Raw genomic sequence first — 25,366 nt, forward strand, 5'->3', positions numbered from 1 at the left:
CGTCTGTGCGGCCGGCCCTGGTCGTGATCCAGTGTGCCCCCGTTCGGGATCGACGTCCCGCTCGGGATCGTCGTCCCGCCCGGTGCAGTCTGCCCGTGTACCGCGTCGAGCACCAGTACGCACGTCATCCCTGACCGGGAGCGCTCGGCGCACTCGTGTGAATGCGCCCCCACGTGCCCCGTGAGGCCAACGGCCCAGGGATGCCTTTGAGGCTCCCAAAGGCATGTTTATGCAGGTGAGAAGCGTGCGGAAGGTGTTTATGCTCGAAGTGACGGCCGCGCGAGTCGGCGCCGCCGCACAGCATGAGGAGCAGCGCCGTGAGCACCCTTCAGCAGATCCCGTCCGGCGTGACCCTCGACGTCGACCACAGTGACGTCGCCTACCGCGACTGGCTGAAAGAAGCCGTGCGCAAGGTCCAGGCCGACGCCAACCGCTCGGCCGACACCCACCTGCTGCGCTTTCCGCTGCCCGAGCAGTGGGGCATCGACCTGTACCTGAAGGACGAGTCGACGCACCCGACCGGCAGCCTCAAGCACCGGCTCGCCCGCTCGCTGTTCCTCTACGGCCTCTGCAATGGCTGGATCCGGCCGGGCCGCCCGGTCATCGAGGCGTCCAGCGGCTCGACGGCCGTCTCGGAGGCGTACTTCGCGAAGCTGATCGGTGTGCCCTTCATCGCGGTCATGCCGCGCACGACGAGCGCCGAGAAGTGCCGACTGATCGAGTTCCACGGCGGGCAGTGCCACTTCGTGGACGACTCGCGCAGGATGTACGAGGAGTCGGCCCGCCTCGCGGTGGAGACCGGCGGCCACTACATGGACCAGTTCACCTACGCCGAACGGGCCACGGACTGGCGCGGGAACAACAACATCGCCGAGTCGATCTTCCGCCAGCTGCGGCTGGAGCGGTTCCCGGAGCCCGCGTGGATCGTCGCCACGGCCGGCACCGGCGGCACCTCCGCGACCCTCGCCCGTTACGTCCACTACATGCAGCACGACACCCGCATTTGTGTCGCCGATCCGGAGAACTCGTGCTTCTTCGAGGGCTGGACGACGGGCGATCCGGACGTCACCTGTGACTGCGGTTCCCGGATCGAGGGCATAGGCCGACCGCGCATGGAGCCGAGCTTCGTGCCGGGTGCCATCGACCGGATGATGAAGGTGCCGGACGCGGCGAGCGTGGCCGCCGTACGGGCCCTGGAGCAGGCCATCGGCCGCAAGGCGGGCGGCTCGACGGGCACCGGTCTGTGGAGCTCGCTGAAGATCGTCGCCGAGATGGTGGCCGAGGGGCGGCGCGGGAGCGTGGTGACGCTGCTGTGCGACCCGGGGGACCGGTACCTCGACAAGTACTACTCGGACGCGTGGCTGTCCGAGCAGGGGCTGGACATCGCGCCGTACTCGGCGGCCATCGAGCAGCTGCTGGCGACGGGCGTGTGGCCGGAGTGACCCGCTGACGGGCTCTCAGCGCGCGGCGGAGGCCAGCCGCCGGTCCAGCGAAGTCACCGCGTCCCGGAACGCCCGGCCGAGCCCGGGCCGCGCGAGCCCCAGGGCGAACCGGAAGGGCGCCGTGCCGTCCACCGCGAACGTCCACTGCACCCGCGTGCCCGTCCCCGCGGGGGCGAGCCGCCACTCCTCGACCATGGTCCGCGCCCCGGGCGCGTTGGTGAGGTCGATGCGGTAGGCGTACACCTCCGGGCTCTTCGCCGCGAGGATCGTCTCCTCGAAGCGCGTACCGCCTTTGAGCCGGACCTCGCGCCGCGCCCCGCCGTCCAGCGGCCGGGCCAGCGTCACCGCGGAGAACCACTGCGCCCAGCCCGGCACGTCCTCGGCGAGCGCCTGGAAGACGGCCTCCGGGGGAGCGGAGATCTCTCGTACGAAGACATGCCGTACGGGCGCGCTCTCGACGAAGTCGAGCCCCACCTCGCGCAACAGGTGAGCCATGGACGAAACCCCCTACGCCGACGCTGCACCGGGCAGCGTCACCATAGCTGGCGCCCCGTCAGATGTCTGCACCGCCGATGGCCGGGGACCTCGCCGGCGCGCACCGGCCTCAGAGGCCCGTGCCGACCTCAGACGTCCGTGTCGGCTCGGAGGCCCCACGTCGGCTCAGGAGCCCGCGTCGGCTCAGAGGTCCGGGTCCTCGTCGGGCTCGCCCGCCACCACCAGCCGGCGCAGGTGCTCCGCGATCTCAGAGCGGGCGTCGGTCGCCAGCCCGGCGTCCGTCACCAGGGTGTCGACCTGCTCCAGCGCCGCGAACGAACTCAGCCCCACCACACCCCACTTGGTGTGGTCGGCGATCACCACGACCCGGCGTGCCGACTGCACCAGACGCCGGTTCGTCTCGGCCTCCGCGAGGTTGGGCGTGGACAGGCCGGCCTCGATCGATATCCCGTGCACACCCAGGAACAGCACGTCGAAGTGGAGCGTCGCGATCGCCTGGTCGGCCACCGGGCCCACCAGCGAGTCGGACGGGGTGCGCACGCCACCGGTCAGCACGACAGTGGCCGCGCCCTGCCGGGGGCCGGTCGTGCGCTGCGCGGCATGGAAGACGTCGGCGACCCGTACCGAGTTGGTGACCACGGTGAGGTCCGGCACGTCGACCAGCTGATGGGCCAGCGCATAGGTCGTCGTACCGCCCGAGAGCGCGATCGCGGAGCCCGGCGCCACCAGGTCGGCGGCGGCCCGCGCGATGTCCTCCTTGGCCGTCAGCTCCAGACCCGACTTGGCCTCGAAACCCGGTTCGTGCGTGCTCGCCTCGACCACCGGGACCGCGCCGCCGTGCACCTTCTCCAGCACACCCTGCCGGGCGAGCGCGTCGAGATCGCGGCGTACGGTCATGTCCGACACGCCGAGCTTGCGGGTCAGCTCGTTGACACGGACCCCGCCTCGGCGCCGTACCTCGTCCAGGATCAGGGCGCGCCGCTGCTCCGCGAGGAGGTTCTGATTCTCGCTCACGTACGCTCCGGTCCTTTCGCCGCTGCCGTCCGACATGTCCTGCGCAACCCCTCCGACAAGGACATTCTCGCCCCTCCCGGTGTACGGGACGTCCCATACTCGCATGGGTCGGTACCGGTCGCGCCACTGGCTGTCACGACGCGCTCATGTCACTTTCGCATCGGCCGTTCCCCTGTTCGTCACACGGATCGGGGAGATTCCGTGAGAAGAGGTGTAAGGGGCGCCCTTCGGGGAGATCCTTGAGGCCGCACAGACAGAAGCCGACGGCTCGTCACGGGGGAAGTGCGAACAGTGGAACGTGCGCAGGAACGCGCCGCGACGCATGACGCGGACGCGGGGAACGAAGGGCCCGACGGCCATGTCGCGGGGCCCGACGGCGGTGCCAGGATCGCCCTGGAACTCCTGGTCCACGGGGTCGGGGGCACCACACCGCAGGAGATGCTCGACGACCCGCGGACCGTGCGGATCACCGGCGACGACACGGCCGCCGTCTTCCGCCGCTCCGACGACGTCGACGCGGAGGCCAGGCCGGACGACTACCGGGGCCGGCCGGTGCCGGAGGCGTACGTCTGGTGCAACCTGACCTCGGGAAACAGCGCACGCGCCCTGTGGCTGCTGTTGCTGCCGTTCATGGTGGTCAACCTCGCGCACTGGATGCGCCCCACCGCACGCGACCGTGAGCGGACGGTGCGTCTGTACGGCCTGCTCGTGCGGCTGGCGGGACTGACCCTGACGGTGCTGCTCGTCGCGGCCGCGTGCGAGGTCGCCCTGGACCTGGCGGCCTGGCAGTGCGCGGGCACGCGCGCGTGCGCCGAGCGGCACAGCTGGCTGGGCTTTCTGTCCCCGGTCGGCCCGGACGGCGGCTGGTGGAGCCGGCCCGGCCGCAGGCTCGCCCTCGCCGCCTTGGTACCCGCAGCGCTGACCGGTCTGCTCTGGTACCTCTCGCGCCGCACCTGGAGCGCCTACGAGTCCCAGCAGCCCATGTCCCGCGAGCGCGAGCCCGACGAGGAGTCCGGCCGCACCTCGCTCGGCCGCCCCGGCTTCTGGTACGGCCGCCGCCTGGTCGCCCGGCTGCGTGCCGCGCACACCGCCGCGGGCCTGCTGACGGTCGCCGCGGCGGTCGGCTCGGCCGCGGCCCGCTTCGACCGCCGCTCCGACGGCCCCGCGCTGCTCAACACGCTGGGGTGGCTGCTGGACGCGGCGATCGTCGCCGGCGCGGCCGTCGTGGTGTGGGTGGTCTGCCGCCGGGGCCGCAGCGAGAACCGCCTCGACCAGGAACTCGACGAGCACCTCGTACGACGGCTCCCGCTCGCCGCCCTCGTCCTGCTGGCGCTCGCCCTGCTGTACGCGGGCTGGGAGCGCCCGGGCTGGCAGTCGGAGGGCCGCCTCCCGGGCGACGCCACCTTCGGCGCCATCGCGTTCCTCCAGGGCCTGCTCGTCATCGTCCTCGCCGTGGTCGCCCACGTCCTGCACCGCGCGGATCCCGACCCGCGCGCCGCGATGCGGGGCCTGGGCGGACCGGCCGTGGCGATGCTGGCCTGCGCGCTCGGCGGCGTGATGTCCGGCGGGGTGTCGCAGCGGGTGGCCGACTGGCTGGACGGCACGGGCACGTCCATCGACGGCCCGCCGGTCCTGCTCACCTGGCAGGCGTCCGTGATCCCACCGCTGCTGGTGCTCCTGCTGCTGCTCTGCGGCTGGCTCGCCCGGCGGGCCTGGGTGCTGCGCCGCACCGAGCTGGGCACGGTGGAGCTCGACTACGCCGGGGAGCCCCGGGACACGGCACGCACCGGCCGTATCGCGAGCACGCGCGCGATGGCCACGCTCACCGACCGCGCGCCCCTCGTCGTCGCCGTCACCTCCGCCGCGACCCTGCTCCTGGGCGCCGGAGCCCTGGTCGGCGCGCTGACCAGCGACGAGACCCCGAGCCGGGCCGCCGACGGGTCGTACGCCTTCGTGCACGGCGCCGCGCAGACCGCGCAGGCGCTGGGTTCCTGGCTGATCGGCGTCGGCTTCATACTGTTCGTCACCTGGGGCAGGCGCGCCTACAAGGACGCCTCCGCACGGCGCACCATCGGCATCCTGTGGGACGTCGGCACCTTCTGGCCCCGCGCCGCGCACCCCTTCGCTCCGCCCTGCTACGCCGAGCGGGCCGTGCCCGACCTGACCTGGCGGATGGCGACCTGGACCCGCGCCGAGGAGGGCCGCCGCCTCGTCATCTCCGGGCACTCCCAGGGCAGTGTCCTCGCGGCCGCGGCGGCCTGGCAGCTGACGCCGGCCGACCGCAAGCGGGTGGCGCTGCTGACCTACGGCTCCCCCCTGGAACGCCTCTACGGCCGCTGGTTCCCGGCCCACTTCGGACCCGCCGCGCTCACCTCGCTGCACGCCGAGGTCGACTGCTGGCGCAACCTGTACCGGCTCACCGACCCCATCGGCGGCCCGGTCCGGCTGCCGGGCGACTGCGGCCCCGTGGTGGACCGCGAGGCCCTCAAGGACCCGCTGGCGTACGGCCGTACCCCCGAGCACCCGCTGCCGGCCCCGATCCTGGGCCACGGCGAGTACCAGGCGGACCCGGCGTTCGCGGAGGAACGGGAGCGGCTGCTGGCCCGGCTGAGGCCGGAGGTGCCGGTGCAGCGGGTGGAGGTCACGGTGGAGAGCTGATCCGGCCGGCGCGGGCGGAGCACGACCGCGGACGGCACGCGTACTGCCGTGCCGTCCGCCGAGGTCAGCTCAGCTCCGGCAGGTCCTCCGCGTACAGCAGGGTCAGATCGTCCGTGCTGGGCTCCGCCAACTGGGCGACCCGGCCCGCGTGGCGCTCCACCATCGCCTCGAAGGTCTGCCGTGCCGTGCGGCCGTTGCCGAACGCCGGGCCCTTCGGGATCGCCGTGAAGTACTTCAGCAGGGCCTCGGCGAGCCCCGGGCCGAGCCGGTACTCGTGCTCCTCGGCCTGCTGTTCCACGATCCGCAGCAGTTCGTCGGGGTTGTAGTCGCTGAAGGTGATGGTCCGTGAGAAGCGGGACGCCACACCGGGGTTGACCGAGAGGAAGCGCTCCATCTCGGCCGTGTAGCCCGCGACGATCACCACGACCGCGTCCCGGTGGTCCTCCATCAGCTTCACCAGCGTGTCGATGGCCTCCTTGCCGAAGTCCCGGCCCGAGTCCTCCGGCGACAGCGCGTACGCCTCGTCGATGAACAGCACACCGCCGCGCGCCTTGTCGAAGGCCTCCTGGGTGCGGATCGCCGTGGAGCCGATGTGCTCGCCGACCAGGTCGACGCGGGACACCTCGACCAGGTGGCCCTTCTCCAGCACGCCGAGGGAGGCGAGGATCTCGCCGTAGAGACGGGCGACCGTCGTCTTGCCGGTGCCGGGGGAGCCGGTGAAGACCAGGTGGCGCTTGACCGACGCCGCCTTCAGGCCCGCCTGCTGACGGCGCCGACCCACCTCGATCATGTCGGTGAGGGCGCGCACCTCGCGCTTGACGCTCTCCAGGCCCACCAGCGCGTCCAGTTCACCGAGGACGTCCTTCGAGGTCCGCGCAGGCTGCCCGGCCCCGGCGGCGGCGATCAGCGGCTCCTGCTCGGTGGTGCGCTGACCGGGGATGGCGCCGAGCAGGCCGGGGGACTGATGCGCCGTCTGCACGGCGGGCTCGGGCGCCGGGGACGGCTGCCTGAGGCCCGCGCTCTCGTCGCTGCTGCAGTCCTCCACGTCCGGCCCCGCACCGGAGGCCGCGTCCGGCCCGCCGTCCGCGAACTCGAAACCGCCGCGCGCGCACCGCTCCGTACGGCACTTCTTCAGCGTCGTACGGCAGCCGTCGATCACATGGAAGCCGTAGCCCGCGCTGCCGCGCACCCGGCAGTTCAGGAAGGTGCCGCGGCCGCCCGCCGAGACGTAGAACCCGGCCTCCGTGGGGGAGTCGACCGTGCAGCGCTCGATGGTGGGGTCGGCGCCCTTGGTGACGATCACGCCGGTCTGCGTGCCGTCCAGGGTGCAGTTGTTGAGGGTGCCGCCACTGCCGTGGTCGCGGAACCAGGCGCCCGTCGCCGCGTCCCGGATCCGGCAGTCGTCCAGCTGGGCGGTGGCGCCGTCGCTCACCGACACGGCCGTGTTGCGCACCTGGGAGAGGTCGCTGTCGACGACGTCCGCCCGCGAGCCGCGGTCGAGGACGAACAGCGCGTCCGGCACGTCGTGCACCCGGCACGAGTCCAGTACGACGGTGGCGCCGTCGCTGACCCACACCGCCGGGTAGTCGCCGGTGCTGTCGAAGATCTCGCACTGGTTGGCGTCCACGCGCGTGCCCGGATCCCACACCGACAGCCCGTTGCGGCCGAACTGACGCACCGTCGTGCGGGTCAGGGTGAGCACGGAGCGGGAACGCAGGTCGACCGCGTTCTCCGGGATGTCGTGGATACGGCAGTCGGCCAGCGTCAGCACGGCGTCCGTGTCGAGCGTGACACCGTCGGCGGTGGTGCGGTGCACATCGCAGTCCGTGAGGTGTGCGGTGGCCCGGCCGGTGATCTGGACGCCGGAGCCCCGGACCTCGTAGACCTCGCAACCCACCGCCTCCAGCGCGGAGTTCTCCCCGGTCGCCGTCAGCCCCGAGCCCGACGCGTGGTGCACCCGGCAGCGCTCCAGACGGGGGTGCGCGCCCCCGCGCACGGCGACGCCGGCCTGGCCGGCCGCGACGACCTCGCACTCCTCGAACACCCCGCCACCGCCGTCGAGTACGGCGATGCCGATCCCCGCCGGGTTGTCGACGGTGCAGCGCCGCACGCTGGGCCGCGCACCCCCGCGCACCTCGATCCCGGCCGCGGACCGCGTGACGATCCGGACGTCCGACAGCTCCGGGGTGCCCTCCTCGATCAGCAGCGCGGGGGCCGCCGCGTCCTGGCCCTCCACATGCAAGTCCTGAACGACCGCCGAGGCGCGCACCGTCAGCGGCACCCCGTCCACGGGCGCGATGCGCACCGAGCCGGGGGAGCCCTCGGGACCGCGAAGGGTGACCGCCCGCTGGACGACGAGGTTCTCCCGGTAGGTGCCGGGGGCTACGGTGAGGACGTCACCGTCGGCCGCGGCCTCCAGGGCGGCGGCGAGCGATGCGTACTCACCCGTGCGGCGCCGCCACCGCGACGTGCCGGTGTGCGTCACCTGGACCGTGCCCTGTGCCATGGCGTTGACGTGCCCCCACCTCGTAGTACGCGGGTTTAGGCCCTGCCGTTTGGATCATCCCGGCGTCGCGGGGTCTGGCACGCACATCTGCCGCGTTGTCGTCGGTCGCCGACGCTCCGCGTCGACTCCCTCCTCCGCCTTGCAGCTGCACGCACCAGACCCCGCTCGGGTCAGCCAAGAGGAACTGCGCCTCACAGCCGGCCTGATCCAAACGGCAGGGCCTACTGCCGAAGAGTTCGGCCGGTCCACCGTAGCGTGCGCGAGGACGGTGGGTTGACCAGAGCCGGAAGGCCGTCAGCTGCCGGCGCCGGTCCGGCCCCAGTCAGGGCCCGCCTTGTCCCAGGCCTGGTCCCAACGGGCGTACCGGCGGCGGATCATGCGCCAGACGATCAGCCGTCTGCCGGCCTCGACGAGGCCGGCCGTCAGCAGGGCCGCGCCGAACCCGGCGAGCACGGCGTGCGTCGCCGCGGTGGCGGAGTCCAGCGGGCGGGCCACCGTACGGCCCTGCTGGTCCGTCCATATCGTGAAGTGGTCGCCGGGCTGCGGGGTGTCGAGGCTCGCCATGACCGCCGCGTGGTGAGCGGTGCCGTCCGGAGCGGTCCAGTCGGCCACCACCCGGGTGCGTCTCTCCCGGCCGGTCGTGGCCTCGGGGTCGGTGTCCAGCGCGGCGCCGGTGATCTTGCGGACCACGGTGGCCGTCACCAGGTGCCGGGACGCGCGCTGTTGGCGCACGGACTCCTGCAGGGTGCCCTGGGCGAGACCGCCGACCAGCGAGCCGACCGAGGGAGCGACGACCAGGATCAGCAGCAGTGCCCCGAGGGCGACCCAGGCCTCGGCCAGATCGGTGGCACGGCGCAGCGGATTGTGCCGCCAGCGCCAGAGTCCGCTGATCGCCCGCATCGTCCGGCCACCCCCTTCCCGCTCCGTGATAACCCCTGGCAGAGTCGTTCACCCGCGGGCCCGGGGAAGAGAGAGCGAAATCACCTGCGCCCGGGGCCTCTCATGAACTTCTCACAAAAGGCCCAACGCGCGGGCCCCCGGCCCTGGTTCCCGCTCGCCGTCGCTCGGCCGGATCTTTCTCGGCGGAGAGTCCGGATCCTGCTCAACCGAGGATCGTGACCGGGTCACCGACCCGGACGGTGCCGCCGGACAGGGGCACCAGGTTCTGGCCGAACACGAGCTTGCCGTCGATGCGCCGGTGCCTGCCGAGGGTGTGCAGGGGTTCCCGGCCCCGCCCGGCGGTCGCCTGGTCGGTCGTGGTCACCACGCACCGCCCGCACTTCTTCGGGACACGGAAGGCGACGTCGCCGATGGCTATGCGCGACCAGTCGTCCTCGGCCCAGGCCGTGGTGCCCGAGACGACCACGTTGGGCCGGAAGCGGTTCATGGGCAGCGGGCCCTCGCCGGAGTGGTCGCCCTGCTCGATCAGGGAGTTGAGGGCGTCGAGGGAGGCCGCCGTGGTGAGCAGCAGCGGGTAGCCGTCGGCGAAGGAGACGGTCTCGCCCGGCAGGGCGTACTCGGGGTCGACGGGACGGCGGGTGGCGGGGTCGTCCATGTGGGCGAGGCGTACGTCGGCGCCGAGAAACGCGCTGAACCAGGTGTGCGCGGCGTCGTCCTCGGCGAGCACCGCCTCGACCTTGTCGCGGAAGATCTCCACCGGCACCGTGCCGACCGGCCTGGGTACCGGCACCGTCAGCGGATCCATGCCGGGCGCGGACAGCCGAACGCCGCCGCCGGGCAGCAGCTCGGCGGCGGCGAGCGCGAGGCGCGGTCGCTGGCGCTGCGTCACGACCTTTCCCCTGTCGTCGATCAGCACCCAGCGCCGGTCTCCGGCCAGCCCCCAGGGCTCCACGTCGGCCTCCCGGGGCGATACGCCCCGGCACGCCTTGACCGGATGAAGGTGAATCGACTGCAGCTTCGCGTGCCCCATGGAGCCATCGTGCCAGGTGGCACCGACAGCCTGGGGGAACGGGTCAGTAGCCGCGGTACTGCTGGTTGTTGTACGGGTCCTGGTAGGGAGCGGCGGCGGGGCGGGGAGCCGCGGGGCGCATCGCCTCGTAGCCCATGCCGCCGGGCGCCACCGGGCGAGGCTGCTGCGCCTGCGGACCCGGATAGCCACGCGGCGCGGCCGCCTGCTGCGGGATGTACGCCGCGGGAGCCTGCTGTAGCGGAGCGGGCTGCGGCGTCTGCGGATAACCGTAGGAGGGCTGGGAGGGGCCCGCCGGGAGAGCGGGCAGTGCTGAGGGCAGCGCCGGAAGGTTGCTGCCCGGCATGTCGTACGCGGCGGGCACCCGGATCGGGGCGATCTGCGGGGTGCCCCGCTCGGCCACGAGCGAGTCGTAGATCGGGGTGTCCGGGAACGAGGCGGAGTAGTAGCCGCCGCCGTAGGTGGAGCGGGGGGAGGTCATGGCGCATACGTTAAGCCCACGATGTGCTGGTTGGGGAGACCGATAAGAGGGTTGTTTTATGTGCCCGCAGTGACGGCGGATCCCCAATGCGAGCGAACTTGGCAAAAAGGGACGCCAATCGGCGTTCGGATCGTGTAAATGCCGAGTTCCGAGCGGGTTACCGGCGGTTGGCCTCCGGTGATCCCGGCGGCTCCACGTGGGAGTTCGTCATCGCGGGGAATAGGTTGGTCTTGTAGAAGAACCCGATGAGCGGCCGGGGCGTGCCTGGCGCGGTGACCCGTGATGGGGGCGGACATGTCAATGTCGAAAGGATCGAATACTCCGGTGCCGACGACGGCGCTGCGGGTCGAATTGGGGTGGCGATCCGGACCGGGTGTACCCGACGCGGACGCCTCGGCGCTGTTGCTGGTCGGTGGAAAGGTCCGCTCCGACGGGGACTTCGTCTTCTACAACCAGTCCGAGCACTCCTCCGGCGCCGTCCGGCACGAGGGCAAGCGGGAGGCCGGCGGCCGGGTGACCGACAGTCTGCTCGTCGACCTCGCGCGCGTGGAGCCCGCGATCGAGACCGTCATCCTCGCCGCCTCGGCGGACGGCGGCGCGTTCGGCCAGGTGCCGGACCTCGGCATCGAGGTCAAGGACGCTGCCCAGGGCACCGTCGTGGCCCGCTTCGACAGCATGGGCGCCACCGTCGAAACCGCTTTCGTCCTCGGCGAGTTCTACCGCCGCCAGGGCGCCTGGAAGTTCCGCGCCGTCGGCCAGGGCTACAGCAGCGGCCTTGAGGGCCTGGCCACCGATTACGGCATCACGGTCGACGAACCCCAGCAGGCGGCCCCCGCCCCGGCCCCCGTGGCCCCGCCCGTCGCGCCCCCGATGACCATGCCGCCGGTTCCCCCGCCCGCGCCCCAGGCGGCGCCCGTCAGCCTGAGCAAGGTCACGCTCACCAAGGCGGCCCCCTCCGTCTCGCTCACCAAGCAGGGCGGCACCTCGGGCGCCATGCGCGTGAACCTCAACTGGCAGGTGCGCAAGCAGTTCTCCGGCTGGGCGAGCAAACTGGGCCGCCCGGTCGCCATGCACAACGACCTCGACCTCGACCTGTGCGCCCTGTACGAGCTCACCGACGGCAGCAAGGGAGTGATCCAGTCCCTGGGCAACGCCTACGGTGCCCTGCACCAACCGCCGTACATCCACCTCGACGGCGACGACCGCACCGGTGCCATGGCCAGCGGCGAGAACCTCACCATCAACCTCGACCAGCAGCGGGCCTTCCGGCGCATTCTGGTCTTCGTGACCATCTACCAGGGGGCGCGCTCCTTCGCCGACCTGCACGCCACGGTCACCCTCACTCCGCAGCACGGCGCCCCGGTCGACTTCTCGCTCGACGAGTGCACGGTCCCCTCGACGGTGTGCGCCCTCGCCCTGATCACCAACACCGGCAGCGACCTGATCGTCCAGCGCGAGGCCCGCTATCTGGTGCCCGAACGCGGCGTGAGCCCGCAGCGCACCGTCGACTACGCCTACGGATGGGGCATGAACTGGACGCCCGGCCGCAAATAGTCGGCCCGCTGGTCAGTTGGTCGGCACGCTGGTCAGCCCTCGTCGGGCACCGCGCCGGGGCGTGGGTAGGTGCGGCCTTTCCAGGCCGCGCCGCGCCCCCGGTAGTGCTGCACCGCGGAATCGACCGTCATGAGGAGGTAGAGGAACGCGGTGAACGGCAGCAGCGGAGCGAGCCACAGCGGCTGGCGGTAGTAGCGGAGCATCGGCATATACGTCCCCGCCATCACCAGCCACGCGGCACCGCCGAGGGCCGCCGTCGCCGTATCGCCGCCGATCGCCCCCATGACGACGGCCACGGGCGGCACCAGATACACCAGCGCCAGCCCGGCGACCGTCCCGGCCAGCACCAGCGGGTTGTGCCGCAACTGCGCGTACGCGCTGCGCGAGACCATCCGCCACAGGTCGCGCAGCCGCGGATACGGGCGCACGCTGTCCACCCGCTCGGCCAGCCCCAGCCAGATGTGCCCGCCGCCGCCCTTGACGGCCCGCGCGAGCGCCACGTCGTCGATGACGGCGTGCCGGATGGCGTCCGGAATCCGCGCCCGCTCGGCGGCCTCGGTGCGCAGCAGGACACAGCCGCCCGCCGCGGCCGCCGTCCGTGCCCCCTTCCTGCCGATCCGGCGGAACGGATACAGCTGCGCGAAGAAGTAGACGAAGGCGGGCACGACCAGCCGTTCCCACAGGCTCTCGACACGTAGCCGGGCCATCTGCGAGACGACGTCGAAGCCCCCGGTGCGTGCGGCCGCGACCAGTTCCCGCAGGCTGTCGGGCGCGTGCGCGATGTCGGCGTCCGTCAGCAGCAGGTACTCGGGGTCACGCGCGCGTGCCAGGCCGATGCCGTGCCGTACCGCCCACAGCTTGCCGGTCCAGCCGGCCGGCGGTTCGCCGGGGGAGTCCACGGTCAGCGGCAGTCCGCCGTGCCGCCGCGCCAGTTCGCGCGCCAGGTCCCCGGTGCCGTCCGCACTGCCGTCGTCGATCAGGAAGACCTCCGCGTGCCCCGGATACTCCTGGGCGAGCAGCGACGGCAGGCTCGCGGGAAGCACCGCCGCCTCGTCGCGGGCCGGCACGACGACGCAGACCGACGGCCACGCGTCCGGTTCCGTACGACGCGGAAGTCTGACGTCCGTACGCCAGAAGAGGCCCTGGCAGAGCAGCAGCCACAGCCAGGCGGCGAGTGATCCGGCGGCGGTCCACGCGAAGGCGCTCACCCGCGCAGTCTGCCCCACCGGACCGGCCCGCAAGGGCCCATCGACTATCGTGGCCGGGTGAAGATCGCGCTGATGGACTCCGGAATCGGCTTGCTCGCGGCCACCGCCGCGGTACGACGACTGCGACCCGACGCAGATCTCGTGCTCTCCCTGGACCCCGACGGTATGCCCTGGGGCCCCAGGACTCCCGAGGACCTGACGCAGCGCGCCGTGGCCGTCGCCGAGGCCGCCGCCGCGCACCGCCCCGACGCCCTGATCGTCGGCTGCAACACCGCGACCGTGCACGCCCTGCCCGCCCTGCGCGCCCGCCTCGAACCCGGCATCCCGGTCGTCGGCACGGTCCCGGCGATCAAGCCGGCCTCGGCCGGCGGCGGCCCCTTCGCGATCTGGGCCACGCCCGCCACCACGGGCAGCCCCTACCAGCGGGGCCTCATAAAAGACTTCGCCGACCGTGTGACCGTCGCGGAAGTGCCGTGCTTCGGCCTGGCCGAGGCCGTCGAGCACGCGGACGAGACGGCGATCGAGGCCGCTGTCGCCGCGGCCGCCGCCCTGACCCCCAGGGACGTGACGACCGTCGTCCTGGGCTGCACCCACTACGAACTGGTCGCCGAGCGTATCCGCACCGCCGTCCAGCGCCCCGGCTTCCCGCCCCTCGCCCTGCACGGCTCCGCCGGAGCGGTCGCCGCCCAGGCACTGCGCCGAATCGGCGAGCAGCCCGCCCCGGAGGCCGAGGCGAGCGGCACCCTGACGGTCCTGCTGAGCGGCCGCGAGGGCAGCCTCCCCGAGCCCGCGCTCGCCTACGCGGAAGGCCGCCTCCTGCAGGCGATCAGCCCCGCGCGATAACCGACGGTCACGAACCGGACGTTTCCGGTCCGCCCTGGTCCGGACGGCGCAGTCACCCTGCGCGACGAGGTTCCGGCGCAGCGAATCCTGAGTAACCTCAAAGCTATGAGGGACCACCCCCACAGCGGCAAGCCGCACCCCGATGTCTGGACCGGGCGGGCGACCAACCGGGTCCAGTGGCTGCTGGCGCTCGTCGGCGCCGCCTGCATGGCGCTGGGGATCGAGCTGGCCGTCGAGTCACCGTGGACGGAGGGCATCGCCCCGCTCGCCATGGCCGTCGTCGGCTGCATCGCCGCCGGGCTGCTGGTCCTCTTCGGCACTCTGGCCTTCGTGCACGTCGCCCTGAAGGTCGACCAGGAATGCCTTGAGGTGCGCTGCGGCCACATAGGTGTCCCGCGCCGCCGCATTCCCCTGTCCGAGGTCGTCGGCGCCGACTTCGTCCCGCTCGTCACTCCGCGCCACTGGGGCGGCTGGGGCTACCGGTGGCGGCCCGAGAAGGGCACCGCGGTCGTCGTACGGCGTGGCGAGGGCCTGGTACTGAGGCTGTGGGACGGCCATACGTTCACGATCACCGTGGACGACGCGGAGGCGGCCGTAACGGTCATCCGGGACCGGCTGCGGACCCGGACGCCCGGCCCGGCGCACTGAGAGCCGTAAGGGCCTCTGCGCCGCACATCGCATCGGTCATGGGGCCAAACGGTCGCCACGCGCGCGTACCTCGATCTCGCGCCCCGCTGATCCGTCGGCGAGCGGCCGGGCCGTGGCCAGCCCCGCCAGCAGGCCCGCGCCCACCGACACCGAGGTGAAGCTGAGCGCGTTGCCGACCGCGGCGATCGCGGCCACCGCCGTCAGGGCGGCCCCCGCGGTCAGCGCGACCGGAGTGGGGCGCGCGGTGCGCCACAGCGCGAACAGCATCCAGCAGAAGGCCGCCGCCAGCAGGATCATGCCGACGACTCCCTGTTCCGCCGCCACCTGCAAGGGCGCCGAGTGCGGCTTGCCGTCGGACAGCAGCGTCTCGGTCGCTGTCGTACTGAGCTCCCCGAACCGGCCCGGGCCCACGCCCAGGCCGGGGTCTTCGTGGGCCAGGTGCAGGGCGTCCCGCCACAGCTGGATGCGGTGCGCCGTCAGCTGACCCTCCAGCCAGGAGGCGAATCCGCCGCGCACCGCGCTCCCGGCGACCGCCCAGATCAAGCCGGAGACCGCGGTGGCGGCCACCGCCAGTCCGGCGATGCCCACGCCGCGACGGTGCATATGGCCGGCGGCGAGCGAGCACAGTACGACGGCGGTACAGGCGACGAAGCCCGAGGTCGAGCCGAGGACGGCCGCGGTCACCGCGATTCCGGCGGCCAGCGCGCGCAGGGCCAGTCGCAGGACGGTCGCCGAGGCGGCCCAGGCGGCGCAGCACGCGGCACCGGCGGAGAGCGTGAGCACGGCGGCGGTGGCCCCGGCGTGTCCGAGCGGGGTGTCGATCTGCGGCCCGGGGGCCAGATGCGGAACGGTCAGCGTGAGGCTCACCCCGGCCAGCGCTCCGGCGCAGGGCGCGGCGACCGGCAGGAGCGCCCCGCCGATCCGTCCCGCGGCATAGCCGGCGGCCACGGCGAGGATCGCGAGCAGGACACCCTCGGGCCGGCCGCCGTGCACGGCCGCCGAGACCAGCGACCACGTGGCACAGGCCCCCAGGACCACCACGCCGGCCGCATCAGAAACGTTTCGTCTGTCGCCGTCCTCGCTCGGACTCACCGCAGACGCCATCCCCGTGACACCCACCCCGCCCCCCGAACCCGGTCCCCCGACCTGTTGCGGATCCCGGCCGCCCGCACCTGACCGGCAGGTACGACCGAGACTCCGGCATACCGTAACTGCTGATGGCCGATTTGTGGACGTCTCGTGCAGGAACGATGCATCGGGTGAGTGGGCAGGCGGCGGCCCCCTCGTCCGAGCTCGGCCGGGGTGAGGACGCGTGCGTCGACGCGGGCCCGCTGCCGTGGCCGGGGCGCCTAAACCAAGGTCGCTGGGGCCGGACCGCGCTGTCGGTGCCGAGGTCAACCGCCGTACACTCCCGGAGTGACCGTCACCGCAACTTCCGTGGGCGAGTCGGACCAGCTGCAGTCGCAGACCGCGCCCGCCTCGCGCGCGGCACGGCTCGTGCGCCTGGTTCCGGCCCTCGCCGCGGCGCTCTCCGGAGTGCTGCTCTACGTCAGTTTCCCGCCGCGCACCCTGTGGTGGCTGGCCCTGTCGGCCTTCGCCGTCTTCGGCTGGGTGCTGCGTGGCCGCAGCTGGAAGGCGGGCCTCGGCCTCGGCTATCTCTTCGGCCTCGGCTTCCTGCTGCCGCTGCTGGTGTGGACCGGAGTGGAGGTCGGGCCCGGCCCCTGGATCGCCCTGGTCCTGATCGAGGCGGTCTTTGTCGCGCTGGTCGGCGCGGGAGTCACCGCGGTGTCGAAGCTGCCGGGCTGGCCGGTGTGGGCGGCGGCGCTGTGGATCGCCGGAGAGGCGGCACGCGCGCGTGCGCCGTTCAACGGCTTCCCCTGGGGCAAGATCGCGTTCGGCCAGGCCGACGGCGTCTTCCTGCCGCTCGCCGCGGTGGGCGGCACACCGGTCCTCGGCTTCGCGGTCGTCCTGTGCGGCTTCGGGCTCTACGAGGCCGTACGCCTGGTCGTGGAGCGGCGGCGCACCCGGGCCGTACAGCGGTCCGCCGCGGCCGTGGCCCTGCTGAGTGTGGCCGTACCGGTCGTGGGCGCCGTGGCCGCACGGCCGCTGGTCAGCGACAAGGCCGAGAACGGCACCGCCACCGTCGCGGTCATCCAGGGCAACGTGCCGCGCGCGGGACTGGACTTCAACGCCCAGCGGCGGGCCGTACTGGACTACCACGCGCGCGAGACCGAGCGCCTGGCCGCCGAGGTCAAGGCGGGCAAGGTCGAGCGGCCCGACTTCGTGCTGTGGCCCGAGAACTCCTCCGACATCGACCCCTTCGCCAACGCCGACGCCCGCGCCGTCATCGACGCGGCCGCCAAGGCGATCGGCGCGCCCATATCGGTCGGTGGCGTCGTCGAGCGGGACGGCAAGCTGCTCAACGAACAGATCCTGTGGGACCCGGCCAAGGGGCCCGTCGACACCTACGACAAGCGGCAGATCCAGCCATTCGGTGAGTACCTGCCGCTGCGCTCGGTCGTCGGGGCGATCAACGAGAACTGGACCTCCATGGTCCGCAAGGACTTCAGCCGCGGCAGCGAGCCGGGCGTGTTCACCATGGACGGCGCCAAGGTCGGCCTCGTCACCTGCTACGAGGCCGCCTTCGACTGGGCCGTGCGCTCCGAGGTCGTCGACGGCGCGCAGATGATCTCCGTGCCGAGCAACAACGCCACGTTCGACCGCAGCGAGATGACCTACCAGCAGCTCGCCATGTCCCGGGTCCGCGCCGTGGAGCACAGCCGGACCGTCACCGTCCCGGTGACCAGCGGCGTGAGCGCCATCATCATGCCGGACGGGAAGATCACGCAGAAGACGGGCATGTTCGTGGCCGACTCGCTGGTCCAGAAGGTGCCGCTGCGCTCCTCCGAGACGCCCGCCACGAAGCTCGGCATCCTGCCGGAGATCGCCCTGCTGCTGGTCGCCGCGGGCGGTCTCGGCTGGGCGATCGGCGCCGGGCTGCGGGCACGCCGCGCCGACGACGTGTAGCCGACCTGTGGACGACGCGGAGCCGCACGCGCCCGTCGCACGCCCCCGGGAGTCGCCGGGTGCGCGGGTCCCGTCCCCTTAGGGTCGGGCCATGGCTACTCCTGACTTCATTCGTACGATCCGGGCTTCCGCCGGTCACCAACTGCTGTGGCTCCCCGGGGTCAGTGCCGTCGTCTTCGACGACGAGGGACGGGTCCTGCTGGGGCAGCGCGCCGACAACCACAAGTGGACGGTGATCAACGGCATCCCCGACCCGGGCGAGCAGCCGGCGGACGCCGCCGTGCGGGAGGTGTACGAGGAGACGGGCGTCCGCTGTGTCGCCGAGCGGATCGTCCTGGTCAGGTCGGGGCGTGAGGTCACCTACCCCAACGGCGACATGTGCCAGTTCATGGACGTCACCTTCCGCTGCCGGGCAGTCGGCGGCGAGGCACGTGTGAACGACGACGAGTCCCTGCAGGTGGGCTGGTTCGAGGTGGACGCACTGCCCGTGATGGACGAGCGCCAGCTGTTCCGGATCAAGCAGGCGCTGGCTGATGAACCCACGTGGTTCGAGCCCATGAGTTCGCACTGAACTGTGGGCCGTGACCATATGTGGGCTGGTGAGGGTGCTGCCTAGGGTCGAGCCATGACCCCGCCCAGCGCTCTCCCGGCCCACGACTCCCGCCGGCCCTCCTCGCTCGACCTCGGTGGCCGCACCGCCCTTGTCACCGGCGCCGCCGGTGGCATCGGCCGCGCGTGTGCGCTGCGGCTCGCCGCCGCGGGGGCCAAGGTGAGAGCGGTCGACCGGGACGGCGCGGGCCTGGAGGCGCTCGCCGAGGGCGCGCGGACACTGGCGGGCACGGTCGAGCCGCATGTCCTCGACCTCACCGATCTGGAAGCCGCCGAACTCGCCGCCGCCGGCACGGACGTCCTGGTCAACAACGCCGGGCTGCAACTGGTGCGCCCCATCGAGGACTTCCCGCCCGATGTCTTCCACACGGTGCTCACCGTGATGCTGGAGGCGCCGTTCCGGCTCATCCGTGGTGCCCTGCCCCATATGTATGGGCAGGGCTGGGGCCGGATCGTCAATGTGTCCTCCGTACATGGGCTGCGCGCCTCTGCCTTCAAGTCGGCCTATGTGGCCGCCAAACATGGTCTGGAGGGACTCTCCAAGACCGCAGCCCTGGAGGGCGCACCCCATGGAGTCACCTCGAACTGTGTGAACCCCGCCTATGTGCGCACCCCACTGGTCGAGAAGCAGATCGCCGACCAGGCCCGGGCGCACGGCATCCCCGAGGACCGGGTGCTGTCCGAGGTGCTGCTTCAGGACAGCGCGGTCAAACGGCTCATCGAACCCGAGGAGGTCGCGGAGGCGGTGGCGTACCTGTGCGGCCCGCAGGCGTCCTTCGTGACGGGGACGTCGCTGGTTCTCGACGGCGGCTGGACCGCTCACTGACGTGCCCGCGACATGCGCGTTTGATCGAATATCCGGCCGACGTCCGAGTTATCCACAGGGCTGACGGGGTGGCGGTGCGATGAGCAATCCTGTGGGCATGTCCCGCGATCACGTGCAACCAGCTGAGCGTTCCGCCGCCGCAGCCGGAGCGCCCCCGAGCAGCGCCGAGGCTCCGTTCCTCGAACTGCTGGCCAGGGGCGCGTCCGCCGACGCCTACGAGCAGCCGGTGCTGCTCGCGCGCGCCGAGGGCAGAGCGACCGAGCAGATCGTCGCCCTTGAACAGGCCAAGCTGCTCGCGCTGCGGGTGCGCTCCGAGCTGGAAGGGCGGCGCAGGCGGGAGGCCGAGCTGTCGGCCCTCTTCGAAACGGCCCACGACCTGGCCGGTCTGCGGGACCTGGACTCCGTACTGCAGGCGATCGTGCAGCGCGCCCGGTCGCTGCTCGGCACGGACGTCGCCTATCTCAGCCTGAACGACCCGGCCCGGGGCGACACCTATATGCGGGTGACCGAGGGCTCGGTCGCCGCCCGGTTCCAGCAGCTGCGGCTCGGCATGGGGGAGGGCCTCGGCGGGCTCGTCGCGCAGACCGCCCGCCCCTATGTCACCGACGACTACTTCCAGGACGACCGCTTCCAGCACACGCTCGCCATCGACTCGGGCGTGCGGGACGAGGGGCTGGTCGCCATCCTCGGGGTGCCCCTGATGCTGGGACACCATGTGATCGGGGTCCTCTTCGCCGCGGACCGGCGGGCCCGGGTCTTCGAGCGGGAACAGATCGCGCTGCTCGGCTCCTTCGCAGCTCTCGCCGCTGCCGCCATCGACACGGCGAATCTGCTCACCGAGACCCGCTCCGCCCTGGCCGACCTGGAGCGGGCCAACGAGATCATCCAGGACCGCAGCGGAGTCATCGAACGAGCCTCGGACGTGCACGACCGGCTCGCCGAGCTCGTGCTGCGCGGCGGCGGGGTGCACGACGTGGCCGCCGCGGTCTCCGAAGTCCTCGACGGCACGGTCGAGTTCGCGGACGCCGCCATCGCACCGGCCGGCGCACTGGAGGCCTCACGCGCAGAGGGCCACGCAGTACGGCACGCGGACGACTGGATCGCCGCGGTGGCCGCGGGCGGCGAACTGCTCGGCGCGCTGGTGCTGCGCGGTCACCCCGGCCTCGACCCCGTCGACCAGCGCACGCTGGAGCGGGCCGCGATGGTCACCTCCCTCCTGCTCCTCGCCCGCCGCTCCGCCGCCGAGGCCGAACAGCGCGTCCGGGGCGAGCTGTTGGACGACCTGCTCGACGCCCGCGACCGCGACCCACGTCTGCTGCGCGAGCGGGCCTCGCGGCTGGACGCCGACCTCGACGCCACCCATGTCGTCCTCGCCGCCCGCCTCGAAGCCACCGCGGCCGACGCCGACCAGGAGGCGGCCGCCCGCAGACGCCTGTGGTCCGCCGCGTCCCACCTCGCCGCGACCCGGCACGGCCTGGCCGCCGCCCGCGAGGGCGGCACGGTGCTGCTCCTGCCCCTCGAAGCCCCGGACACGGCAGCCGCCCTCGCCCGCCGCACCGCCCGGCATCTCGGCACGGCCGTCCACGAGGCGGTCACCGTGGGCGCCTCCGCCCCGGTCGAGAACCTGGCCGCCCACCCCGACGCCGTGGCCGCCGCCTACGAGGAGGGCCGGCGCTGCCTGGACGCCCTAAGGCTGCTCGGCCGCTCCGGAGACGGCGCCGCAGCCGAGGACTTCGGGTTCCTGGGACTGCTGCTCGCCGGGGACCGGGACATCGCCGGCTTCGTCGGCCGTACGATCGGCCAGGTCGTCGCCTACGACGAACGGCGCGGCACCGACCTGCTGCGCACCCTCGACGCCTACTTCGCCTGCGGGATGAGCCCGGCCCGCACCAAGGACGAACTGCACGTCCATGTGAACACGGTCGCCCAGCGCCTGGAGCGCGTCGGCCACCTCCTCGGCGACGACTGGCAGAGCCCCGCCCGCGCCCTGGAGATCCAACTGGCCCTGCGGCTGCACCGGTTGTCGGCACCCACACAGCGCTGACCCCCGCACGCACGGGCGTACGGGGGCCGGTCGGAGAGGAGCCGAAAGCAGAGGCTCGGGGCGTCGGGGCGGGGGTCAAACCGTGCGCGCGTCCGCTGTCCGAGACGTGCCGGGCTCCGCGTCGGCGATCGGCTCGATGTCGGCCAGATCCCGGTGGCGGGTCTCCTTGGCGGCGCCCACCGCGATCACCGTCACGAGGGCTGCGGCGATGACGTACAGGGCGATAGGGGTGGAGCTGCCGTAGTCGGACAGCAGCGCGGTGGCGATCAGCGGTGCGGGAGCGCCCGCGGCCACCGAGGCGAACTGGGCGCCGATCGAGGCACCGGAGTAGCGCATCCGGGTCGCGAACATCTCGGAGAAGAAGGCGGCCTGGGGCGCGTACATGGCGCCGTGCAGCACCAGACCCACGGTCACGGCGAGAAGCAGGTTGCCGAAGCCGCCGGTGTCGATGAGCGAGAAGAACGGGAACATCCACAGTCCCACGCCGACCGCGCCGAGCAGATAGACGGGACGCCGACCGATGCGATCGGACAGCGCGCCCCACGCCGGGATGACGGCGAAGTGCACGGCGGAGGCGATGAGTACGGCGTTGAGGGCGGTCTGCTTGGAGACGCCGGCCGAGGTGGTGGCGTAGACGAGGATGAACGCGGTGATGACGTAGTAGCTGATGTTCTCGGCCATGCGCGCGCCCATCGCCACCAGGATGTCCCGCCAGTGGTGGCGCAGCACGGAGACCAGCGGAGGCCGTTCGGCATCGGCCTTGTGCGCCGCCCTGCGGGCCTCGGCCTCCGCCAACGCCTGCTGAAAGACAGGGGATTCATCGACAGACAGACGAATCCACAAGCCGACGATCACCAGCACGCCGGACAGCAGGAACGGGATCCGCCAACCCCAGCTGACGAAAGCGGCGTCCGACAGCACGGCCGTCAACAGGGACAGCACGCCGGTCGCCAGCAACTGCCCCGCGGGCGCGCCGGTCTGCGGCCACGAGGCCCAGAAGCCGCGCCGCCGCGCGTCCCCGTGCTCGGACACGAGCAGCACGGCCCCACCCCACTCACCCCCGAGCGCGAAGCCCTGCACCAGCCGCAGCACGGTCAGCAGCACGGGCGCGGCGGACCCGACGGTCGCGTGCGTCGGCAACAGCCCGATCGCGAAGGTAGCCCCACCCATCAGCAGCAGACTCAGCACCAGCAACTTCTTACGGCCGAGCCGGTCGCCGTAGTGCCCGAAGACCAGCGCGCCCAGCGGCCGGGCGGCGAATCCGACGGCGTACGTCAGGAAGGAGAGCAGCGTGCCGACGAGCGGGTCGGAGTCCGGGAAGAACAGCTTGTTGAAGACGAGGGCGGCGGCGGAGCCGTAGAGGAAGAAGTCGTACCACTCGATGGTGGTGCCGATGAGGCTGGCGGCGACGATGCGCTTGAGGTTCGCGGGTGGTGGGGGAGCGGTGGTTCCGGAGGCCATGTGCGCCACTTCCTCGTGTGCGGTGGGGACGGGTACGTGTTCGCACACCGTAGGAACGTGCAGGTCAGGGGCACATGTGGTGGGGCTACATAGTTTGAGGCGTGGCTATGCGTGAGACCACCATGCCCGCTCGTGGAGGGGCGGCTGAGAGTCCTGGAGAGGCATGAAACGAGTGCTGTCCGGGAGGCGTAGTCGGAGGTGATTTGACGGTGGCATGCCGACTCCCGTGGTGGTTTGATGCTGACCAAATTCCCACGTCATCACCCGTGTTTGTCCTCCCGTGCTGACTTGGTGCTGACTACGCTCCGTAGAACTCGGGCATCAGGGGCGGATAGGGCCCAGAGCTGCGCTGCGGCAGGCGGCTCGAACGAAGCCAAAGCCGGTCGATGAGAGTCGGTCTGGCCCGTGACCGCCTCGCCGCCTGGAGTGCCGGCGAACTCGCCGATGACCTAGCCGTGCTGGTGATGGACGAGGCCGGGGGGCCTGCTCGCGGACCTGGACGATGTCTACGAGCCCGTTGATCACAATGACCGGTTGTTGGTGGGGCTGAAGGAGACGATCAGCGGTGCGGCGCGAGGGCGCACCATGCAAGTGAACTCGCCGATGGCCATCGCATCTGCGACGCCCGACGGGCGCTCTTGAGGGCGGACCCCAACGCGCACAACCAGCAGTCGGGCGGCCCCGGCCCACTCACCAGGGTGGACGCATGAGCTTGTCCGTAACTGGCCACGTGAGGTTGTGCGCCTCGACAGTGACCACCGAAACGGCGAACCCTCCGAAAGATCGTCAAACCACGCTCAACGTAAGGCAGTTGCCGTGATCACCCGAGCCGAGCCCAGGCAGGTCACGATCAGGCAACTTTCATGGTCATGACGTCAACCGGGCGTGAAGATCTCCCTCGTACAAATGATCTATCGATGGAGATGTGATGAGGGGCTTCCGCATCGGGAAGAAGATGGCCGCCTGCGCTACGTCCTTCGCGGCCGTGGCGGCTGTGATAGCGACCGCCGGTCCGGCGCGCGCGGCGGAGTACACGGTCTCCGACAACTGTGACGTTCCGTGGATCACCTGCTCGTACGGTGATCTGTGGCTGTTCTACAACTCGAAGGACATTGCCATCCAGGATGGCTACTACAAGTCGGCGTTCACATTGTTCTACGGCAACGTGTACGACCACTGGGGCACGAGCCAGTACCAGGGATCGACTCTGACGACCTACCGGTACGTCTTCGGCAACGGCGGCTATGGCAACGGCCAGTACATGAAGAACAATGCGGCGTCCGTGCAGAACTGCGCCCGAGACGACAACTACCGCGTGTACTACAACTCCGGCTATGGCGGCACCTCTCAGTACTTCGCCAAGAACGGCCCGTACGGAGACTGCAACATCACCAACCTGATCTCCGCCCTGAAGAACAACAACGCCTCCTCCCACTTCGCTTAAGAAGGAACTCCCGTGAAGCACATCAAGCGGACCGCCACCGCCGTAGCCCTGACCGCTTCGGCTCTCCTGGTCAGCGCATGCTCCTCCGGCGCGACTCCGGATACCACGAAGAACGCGGCTGACGGCAGACCGATCGTGAACAAGGAAAACTGGCCAGAGAAGATACCCACCAGTGGCCTGACGAAGGATCTGACCCTTCCACTGGAGGCATACATGGCCTCCTACGAGGACCAGGTCACCGTCGAGCAGGCCGCCAACGATCTTCAGCAGTCCTGCATGAAGGACTACGGCATCGACCTGACGCTGCCGCGGGCGGGCGCCAACCCGCCTCCCAGCGACAACGACGCCAACATCGAACGCCGTTATGGCATCACCGACCGGGCCGAGACCGAGAAGTACGGTTACGAGCTCCCCCCGGCACTGCAGGAGCACACCAAGCAGACCATGCGTGATCTGTCCGGTGTCGAGGTCGAGGTCCTGACCGGCCACGCCAAGCCCGAGCTGCCCAAGTCCCCCGAGGAAGTCAAGGCGGGAGAGCCGCTCGCCGCCCCCGGCCAGAACACGAAGCCCGCTCGGGCCGAGTACAACGGCAAGAAGTTGAAGACGGGCGGCTGCATCGGCTGGTCCAAGGATCAGCTCGGCGTGAGGGAAGCCGACCCGACCTTCGTGGCGCAGCTCGCCGGGGACAGCCTGGTGCAGTCGATGAAGGACGACAAGGTCATCAAGGCCATCGCCGAGTGGTCATCGTGCATGGACGGCAAGGGACACACGGGACTTGCCGATCCGTACAAGGCGATGGACCAGGGTGTCACCAACGACGGGAAGCCGTCGCAGGAGTCCATCGCTCTGGCCCTCGACGACATCGACTGCAAGAAGCAGACAGATCTGGTGAAGATCTGGTTCGGTGTGGAGTCGGCGATCCAGGACAAGCAGATCGCCGACAATAAGAGCCAGTTGACCGGCATCAAGGAGCAGCACGGCAAGGAAGTCACTGCCGCGCGCCAGCAGATGGCGGCTACGGCCCAGTGAAGGCTGGTGCCGGAGTGCCCGGACGGTGGAGGGTCCGGGCGCTGTGTCTGATGGCGGCGGGTGTGCTGGCCGCCGGGTGTACGGGCGGCTCCGCCGACAGGGCCCCTGCGTCGCAGCGGCCGTCGCAGCGGACGGCGACTCCGAGCGCTG

Annotated in this window: 20 protein-coding genes; 11 read left to right on the forward strand and 9 right to left on the reverse strand. The window is 71.5% G+C overall.

Annotation, left to right across the window (positions count from 1 at the left end):
• Positions 1-302: 302 nt before the first annotated feature.
• Positions 303-1,442 (forward strand): PLP-dependent cysteine synthase family protein, encoded by a 1,140-nt coding sequence (locus tag ACFWYS_RS07215; RefSeq protein ID WP_384764554.1) that lies wholly within the window; start codon positions 303-305, stop codon positions 1,440-1,442.
• A 15-nt stretch (positions 1,443-1,457) separates the two neighbouring features.
• Here ACFWYS_RS07215 and ACFWYS_RS07220 read toward each other — a convergent pair whose 3' ends face one another.
• Positions 1,458-1,937 carry an SRPBCC family protein gene (locus tag ACFWYS_RS07220; protein ID WP_384764557.1) on the reverse strand — a complete coding sequence of 160 codons (480 nt, stop codon included), beginning with the start codon at positions 1,935-1,937 and terminating at the stop codon, positions 1,458-1,460.
• Positions 1,938-2,120: 183 nt separating this feature from the next.
• Entirely contained in the window at positions 2,121-2,951 is an 831-nt protein-coding gene (locus tag ACFWYS_RS07225) for a DeoR/GlpR family DNA-binding transcription regulator (protein WP_384764559.1), read from the reverse strand.
• Positions 2,952-3,242: 291 nt separating this feature from the next.
• On the opposite strand from ACFWYS_RS07225, the gene ACFWYS_RS07230 reads away from it, so the two are divergent.
• Positions 3,243-5,609 (forward strand): hypothetical protein, encoded by a 2,367-nt coding sequence (locus tag ACFWYS_RS07230; RefSeq protein WP_384764560.1) that lies wholly within the window; start codon positions 3,243-3,245, stop codon positions 5,607-5,609.
• A gap of 64 nt (positions 5,610-5,673) precedes the next feature.
• Here the strand turns inward: ACFWYS_RS07230 and ACFWYS_RS07235 are convergent, their stop codons facing one another.
• The 4 genes from ACFWYS_RS07235 to ACFWYS_RS07250 form a co-directional block, all read right to left on the reverse strand.
• Positions 5,674-8,115, reverse strand: coding sequence for a right-handed parallel beta-helix repeat-containing protein (locus tag ACFWYS_RS07235; protein ID WP_384764562.1), 2,442 nt, complete (start codon positions 8,113-8,115; stop codon positions 5,674-5,676).
• A 294-nt stretch (positions 8,116-8,409) separates the two neighbouring features.
• Entirely contained in the window at positions 8,410-9,015 is a 606-nt protein-coding gene (locus ACFWYS_RS07240; RefSeq protein ID WP_384764564.1) for a hypothetical protein, read from the reverse strand.
• Between the two features lie 202 nt (positions 9,016-9,217).
• Entirely contained in the window at positions 9,218-10,045 is an 828-nt protein-coding gene (locus tag ACFWYS_RS07245; RefSeq protein ID WP_384764566.1) for an MOSC domain-containing protein, read from the reverse strand.
• A 43-nt stretch (positions 10,046-10,088) separates the two neighbouring features.
• On the reverse strand, positions 10,089-10,523 hold the full coding sequence (locus ACFWYS_RS07250) for a DUF6643 family protein (RefSeq protein ID WP_384764568.1): 435 nt from the start codon (positions 10,521-10,523) through the stop codon (positions 10,089-10,091).
• 300 nt (positions 10,524-10,823) lie between these two features.
• Between ACFWYS_RS07250 and ACFWYS_RS07255 the strand changes: the two genes are divergently transcribed.
• Positions 10,824-12,077, forward strand: a complete 1,254-nt coding sequence (locus tag ACFWYS_RS07255; protein ID WP_384764687.1) for a TerD family protein — start codon at positions 10,824-10,826, stop codon at positions 12,075-12,077.
• 32 nt (positions 12,078-12,109) lie between these two features.
• Here the strand turns inward: ACFWYS_RS07255 and ACFWYS_RS07260 are convergent, their stop codons facing one another.
• Positions 12,110-13,285 (reverse strand): glycosyltransferase, encoded by a 1,176-nt coding sequence (locus tag ACFWYS_RS07260; RefSeq protein ID WP_384764570.1) that lies wholly within the window; start codon positions 13,283-13,285, stop codon positions 12,110-12,112.
• A 57-nt stretch (positions 13,286-13,342) separates the two neighbouring features.
• On the opposite strand from ACFWYS_RS07260, the gene ACFWYS_RS07265 reads away from it, so the two are divergent.
• On the forward strand, positions 13,343-14,128 hold the full coding sequence (locus ACFWYS_RS07265) for a glutamate racemase (protein WP_384764571.1): 786 nt from the start codon (positions 13,343-13,345) through the stop codon (positions 14,126-14,128).
• 105 nt (positions 14,129-14,233) lie between these two features.
• Entirely contained in the window at positions 14,234-14,776 is a 543-nt protein-coding gene (locus tag ACFWYS_RS07270) for a hypothetical protein (protein ID WP_384764573.1), read from the forward strand.
• 36 nt (positions 14,777-14,812) lie between these two features.
• Here the strand turns inward: ACFWYS_RS07270 and ACFWYS_RS07275 are convergent, their stop codons facing one another.
• A complete protein-coding gene (locus tag ACFWYS_RS07275) occupies positions 14,813-15,880 on the reverse strand; it encodes an O-antigen ligase family protein (protein WP_384764575.1) in 1,068 nt (355 codons plus the stop codon).
• Between the two features lie 312 nt (positions 15,881-16,192).
• Here ACFWYS_RS07275 and lnt point away from each other — a divergent pair, with 312 nt between their 5' ends.
• The 4 genes from lnt (at position 16,193) to ACFWYS_RS07295 (ending at position 21,282) form a co-directional block, all read left to right on the forward strand.
• Positions 16,193-17,803: an apolipoprotein N-acyltransferase gene (gene lnt / locus ACFWYS_RS07280; RefSeq protein ID WP_384764577.1), complete on the forward strand. Its 1,611-nt coding sequence runs from the start codon at positions 16,193-16,195 to the stop codon at positions 17,801-17,803.
• 91 nt (positions 17,804-17,894) lie between these two features.
• Positions 17,895-18,374, forward strand: coding sequence for an NUDIX domain-containing protein (locus ACFWYS_RS07285; RefSeq protein WP_384764579.1), 480 nt, complete (start codon positions 17,895-17,897; stop codon positions 18,372-18,374).
• Positions 18,375-18,428: 54 nt separating this feature from the next.
• Entirely contained in the window at positions 18,429-19,238 is an 810-nt protein-coding gene (locus ACFWYS_RS07290) for a 3-hydroxybutyrate dehydrogenase (RefSeq protein ID WP_384764581.1), read from the forward strand.
• Positions 19,239-19,335: 97 nt separating this feature from the next.
• A complete protein-coding gene (locus ACFWYS_RS07295; protein WP_384764583.1) occupies positions 19,336-21,282 on the forward strand; it encodes a helix-turn-helix domain-containing protein in 1,947 nt (648 codons plus the stop codon).
• A 75-nt stretch (positions 21,283-21,357) separates the two neighbouring features.
• On the opposite strand, the gene ACFWYS_RS07300 is transcribed toward ACFWYS_RS07295, so the two are convergent.
• Positions 21,358-22,743, reverse strand: coding sequence for an MFS transporter (locus ACFWYS_RS07300; protein ID WP_384764585.1), 1,386 nt, complete (start codon positions 22,741-22,743; stop codon positions 21,358-21,360).
• 928 nt (positions 22,744-23,671) lie between these two features.
• Here ACFWYS_RS07300 and ACFWYS_RS07305 point away from each other — a divergent pair.
• Both ACFWYS_RS07305 and ACFWYS_RS07310 read left to right on the forward strand, forming a co-directional pair.
• Positions 23,672-24,187, forward strand: a complete 516-nt coding sequence (locus ACFWYS_RS07305; protein ID WP_384764586.1) for a hypothetical protein — start codon at positions 23,672-23,674, stop codon at positions 24,185-24,187.
• A gap of 12 nt (positions 24,188-24,199) precedes the next feature.
• Entirely contained in the window at positions 24,200-25,216 is a 1,017-nt protein-coding gene (locus ACFWYS_RS07310) for a hypothetical protein (protein WP_384764588.1), read from the forward strand.
• Positions 25,217-25,366 lie beyond the last annotated feature (150 nt).

It is taken from the genome of Streptomyces sp. NPDC059010 (genome assembly GCF_042740355.1).
Lineage (GTDB): Bacteria > Actinomycetota > Actinomycetes > Streptomycetales > Streptomycetaceae > Streptomyces.

Coding starts and splice junctions, on each gene's coding strand:
- ACFWYS_RS07215 (WP_384764554.1), top strand. CDS start 303: ATGAGGAGCAGCGCCGTGAGCACCCTTCAGCAGATCCCGTCCGGCGTG.
- ACFWYS_RS07220 (WP_384764557.1), bottom strand. CDS start 1,937: ATGGCTCACCTGTTGCGCGAGGTGGGGCTCGACTTCGTCGAGAGCGCG.
- ACFWYS_RS07235 (WP_384764562.1), bottom strand. CDS start 8,115: ATGGCACAGGGCACGGTCCAGGTGACGCACACCGGCACGTCGCGGTGG.
- ACFWYS_RS07240 (WP_384764564.1), bottom strand. CDS start 9,015: ATGCGGGCGATCAGCGGACTCTGGCGCTGGCGGCACAATCCGCTGCGC.
- ACFWYS_RS07245 (WP_384764566.1), bottom strand. CDS start 10,045: ATGGGGCACGCGAAGCTGCAGTCGATTCACCTTCATCCGGTCAAGGCG.
- ACFWYS_RS07250 (WP_384764568.1), bottom strand. CDS start 10,523: ATGACCTCCCCCCGCTCCACCTACGGCGGCGGCTACTACTCCGCCTCG.
- ACFWYS_RS07255 (WP_384764687.1), top strand. CDS start 10,824: ATGTCGAAAGGATCGAATACTCCGGTGCCGACGACGGCGCTGCGGGTC.
- ACFWYS_RS07270 (WP_384764573.1), top strand. CDS start 14,234: ATGAGGGACCACCCCCACAGCGGCAAGCCGCACCCCGATGTCTGGACC.
- ACFWYS_RS07275 (WP_384764575.1), bottom strand. CDS start 15,880: ATGGCGTCTGCGGTGAGTCCGAGCGAGGACGGCGACAGACGAAACGTT.
- ACFWYS_RS07285 (WP_384764579.1), top strand. CDS start 17,895: ATGGCTACTCCTGACTTCATTCGTACGATCCGGGCTTCCGCCGGTCAC.
- ACFWYS_RS07290 (WP_384764581.1), top strand. CDS start 18,429: ATGACCCCGCCCAGCGCTCTCCCGGCCCACGACTCCCGCCGGCCCTCC.
- ACFWYS_RS07295 (WP_384764583.1), top strand. CDS start 19,336: ATGTCCCGCGATCACGTGCAACCAGCTGAGCGTTCCGCCGCCGCAGCC.
- ACFWYS_RS07300 (WP_384764585.1), bottom strand. CDS start 22,743: ATGGCCTCCGGAACCACCGCTCCCCCACCACCCGCGAACCTCAAGCGC.
- ACFWYS_RS07305 (WP_384764586.1), top strand. CDS start 23,672: ATGAGGGGCTTCCGCATCGGGAAGAAGATGGCCGCCTGCGCTACGTCC.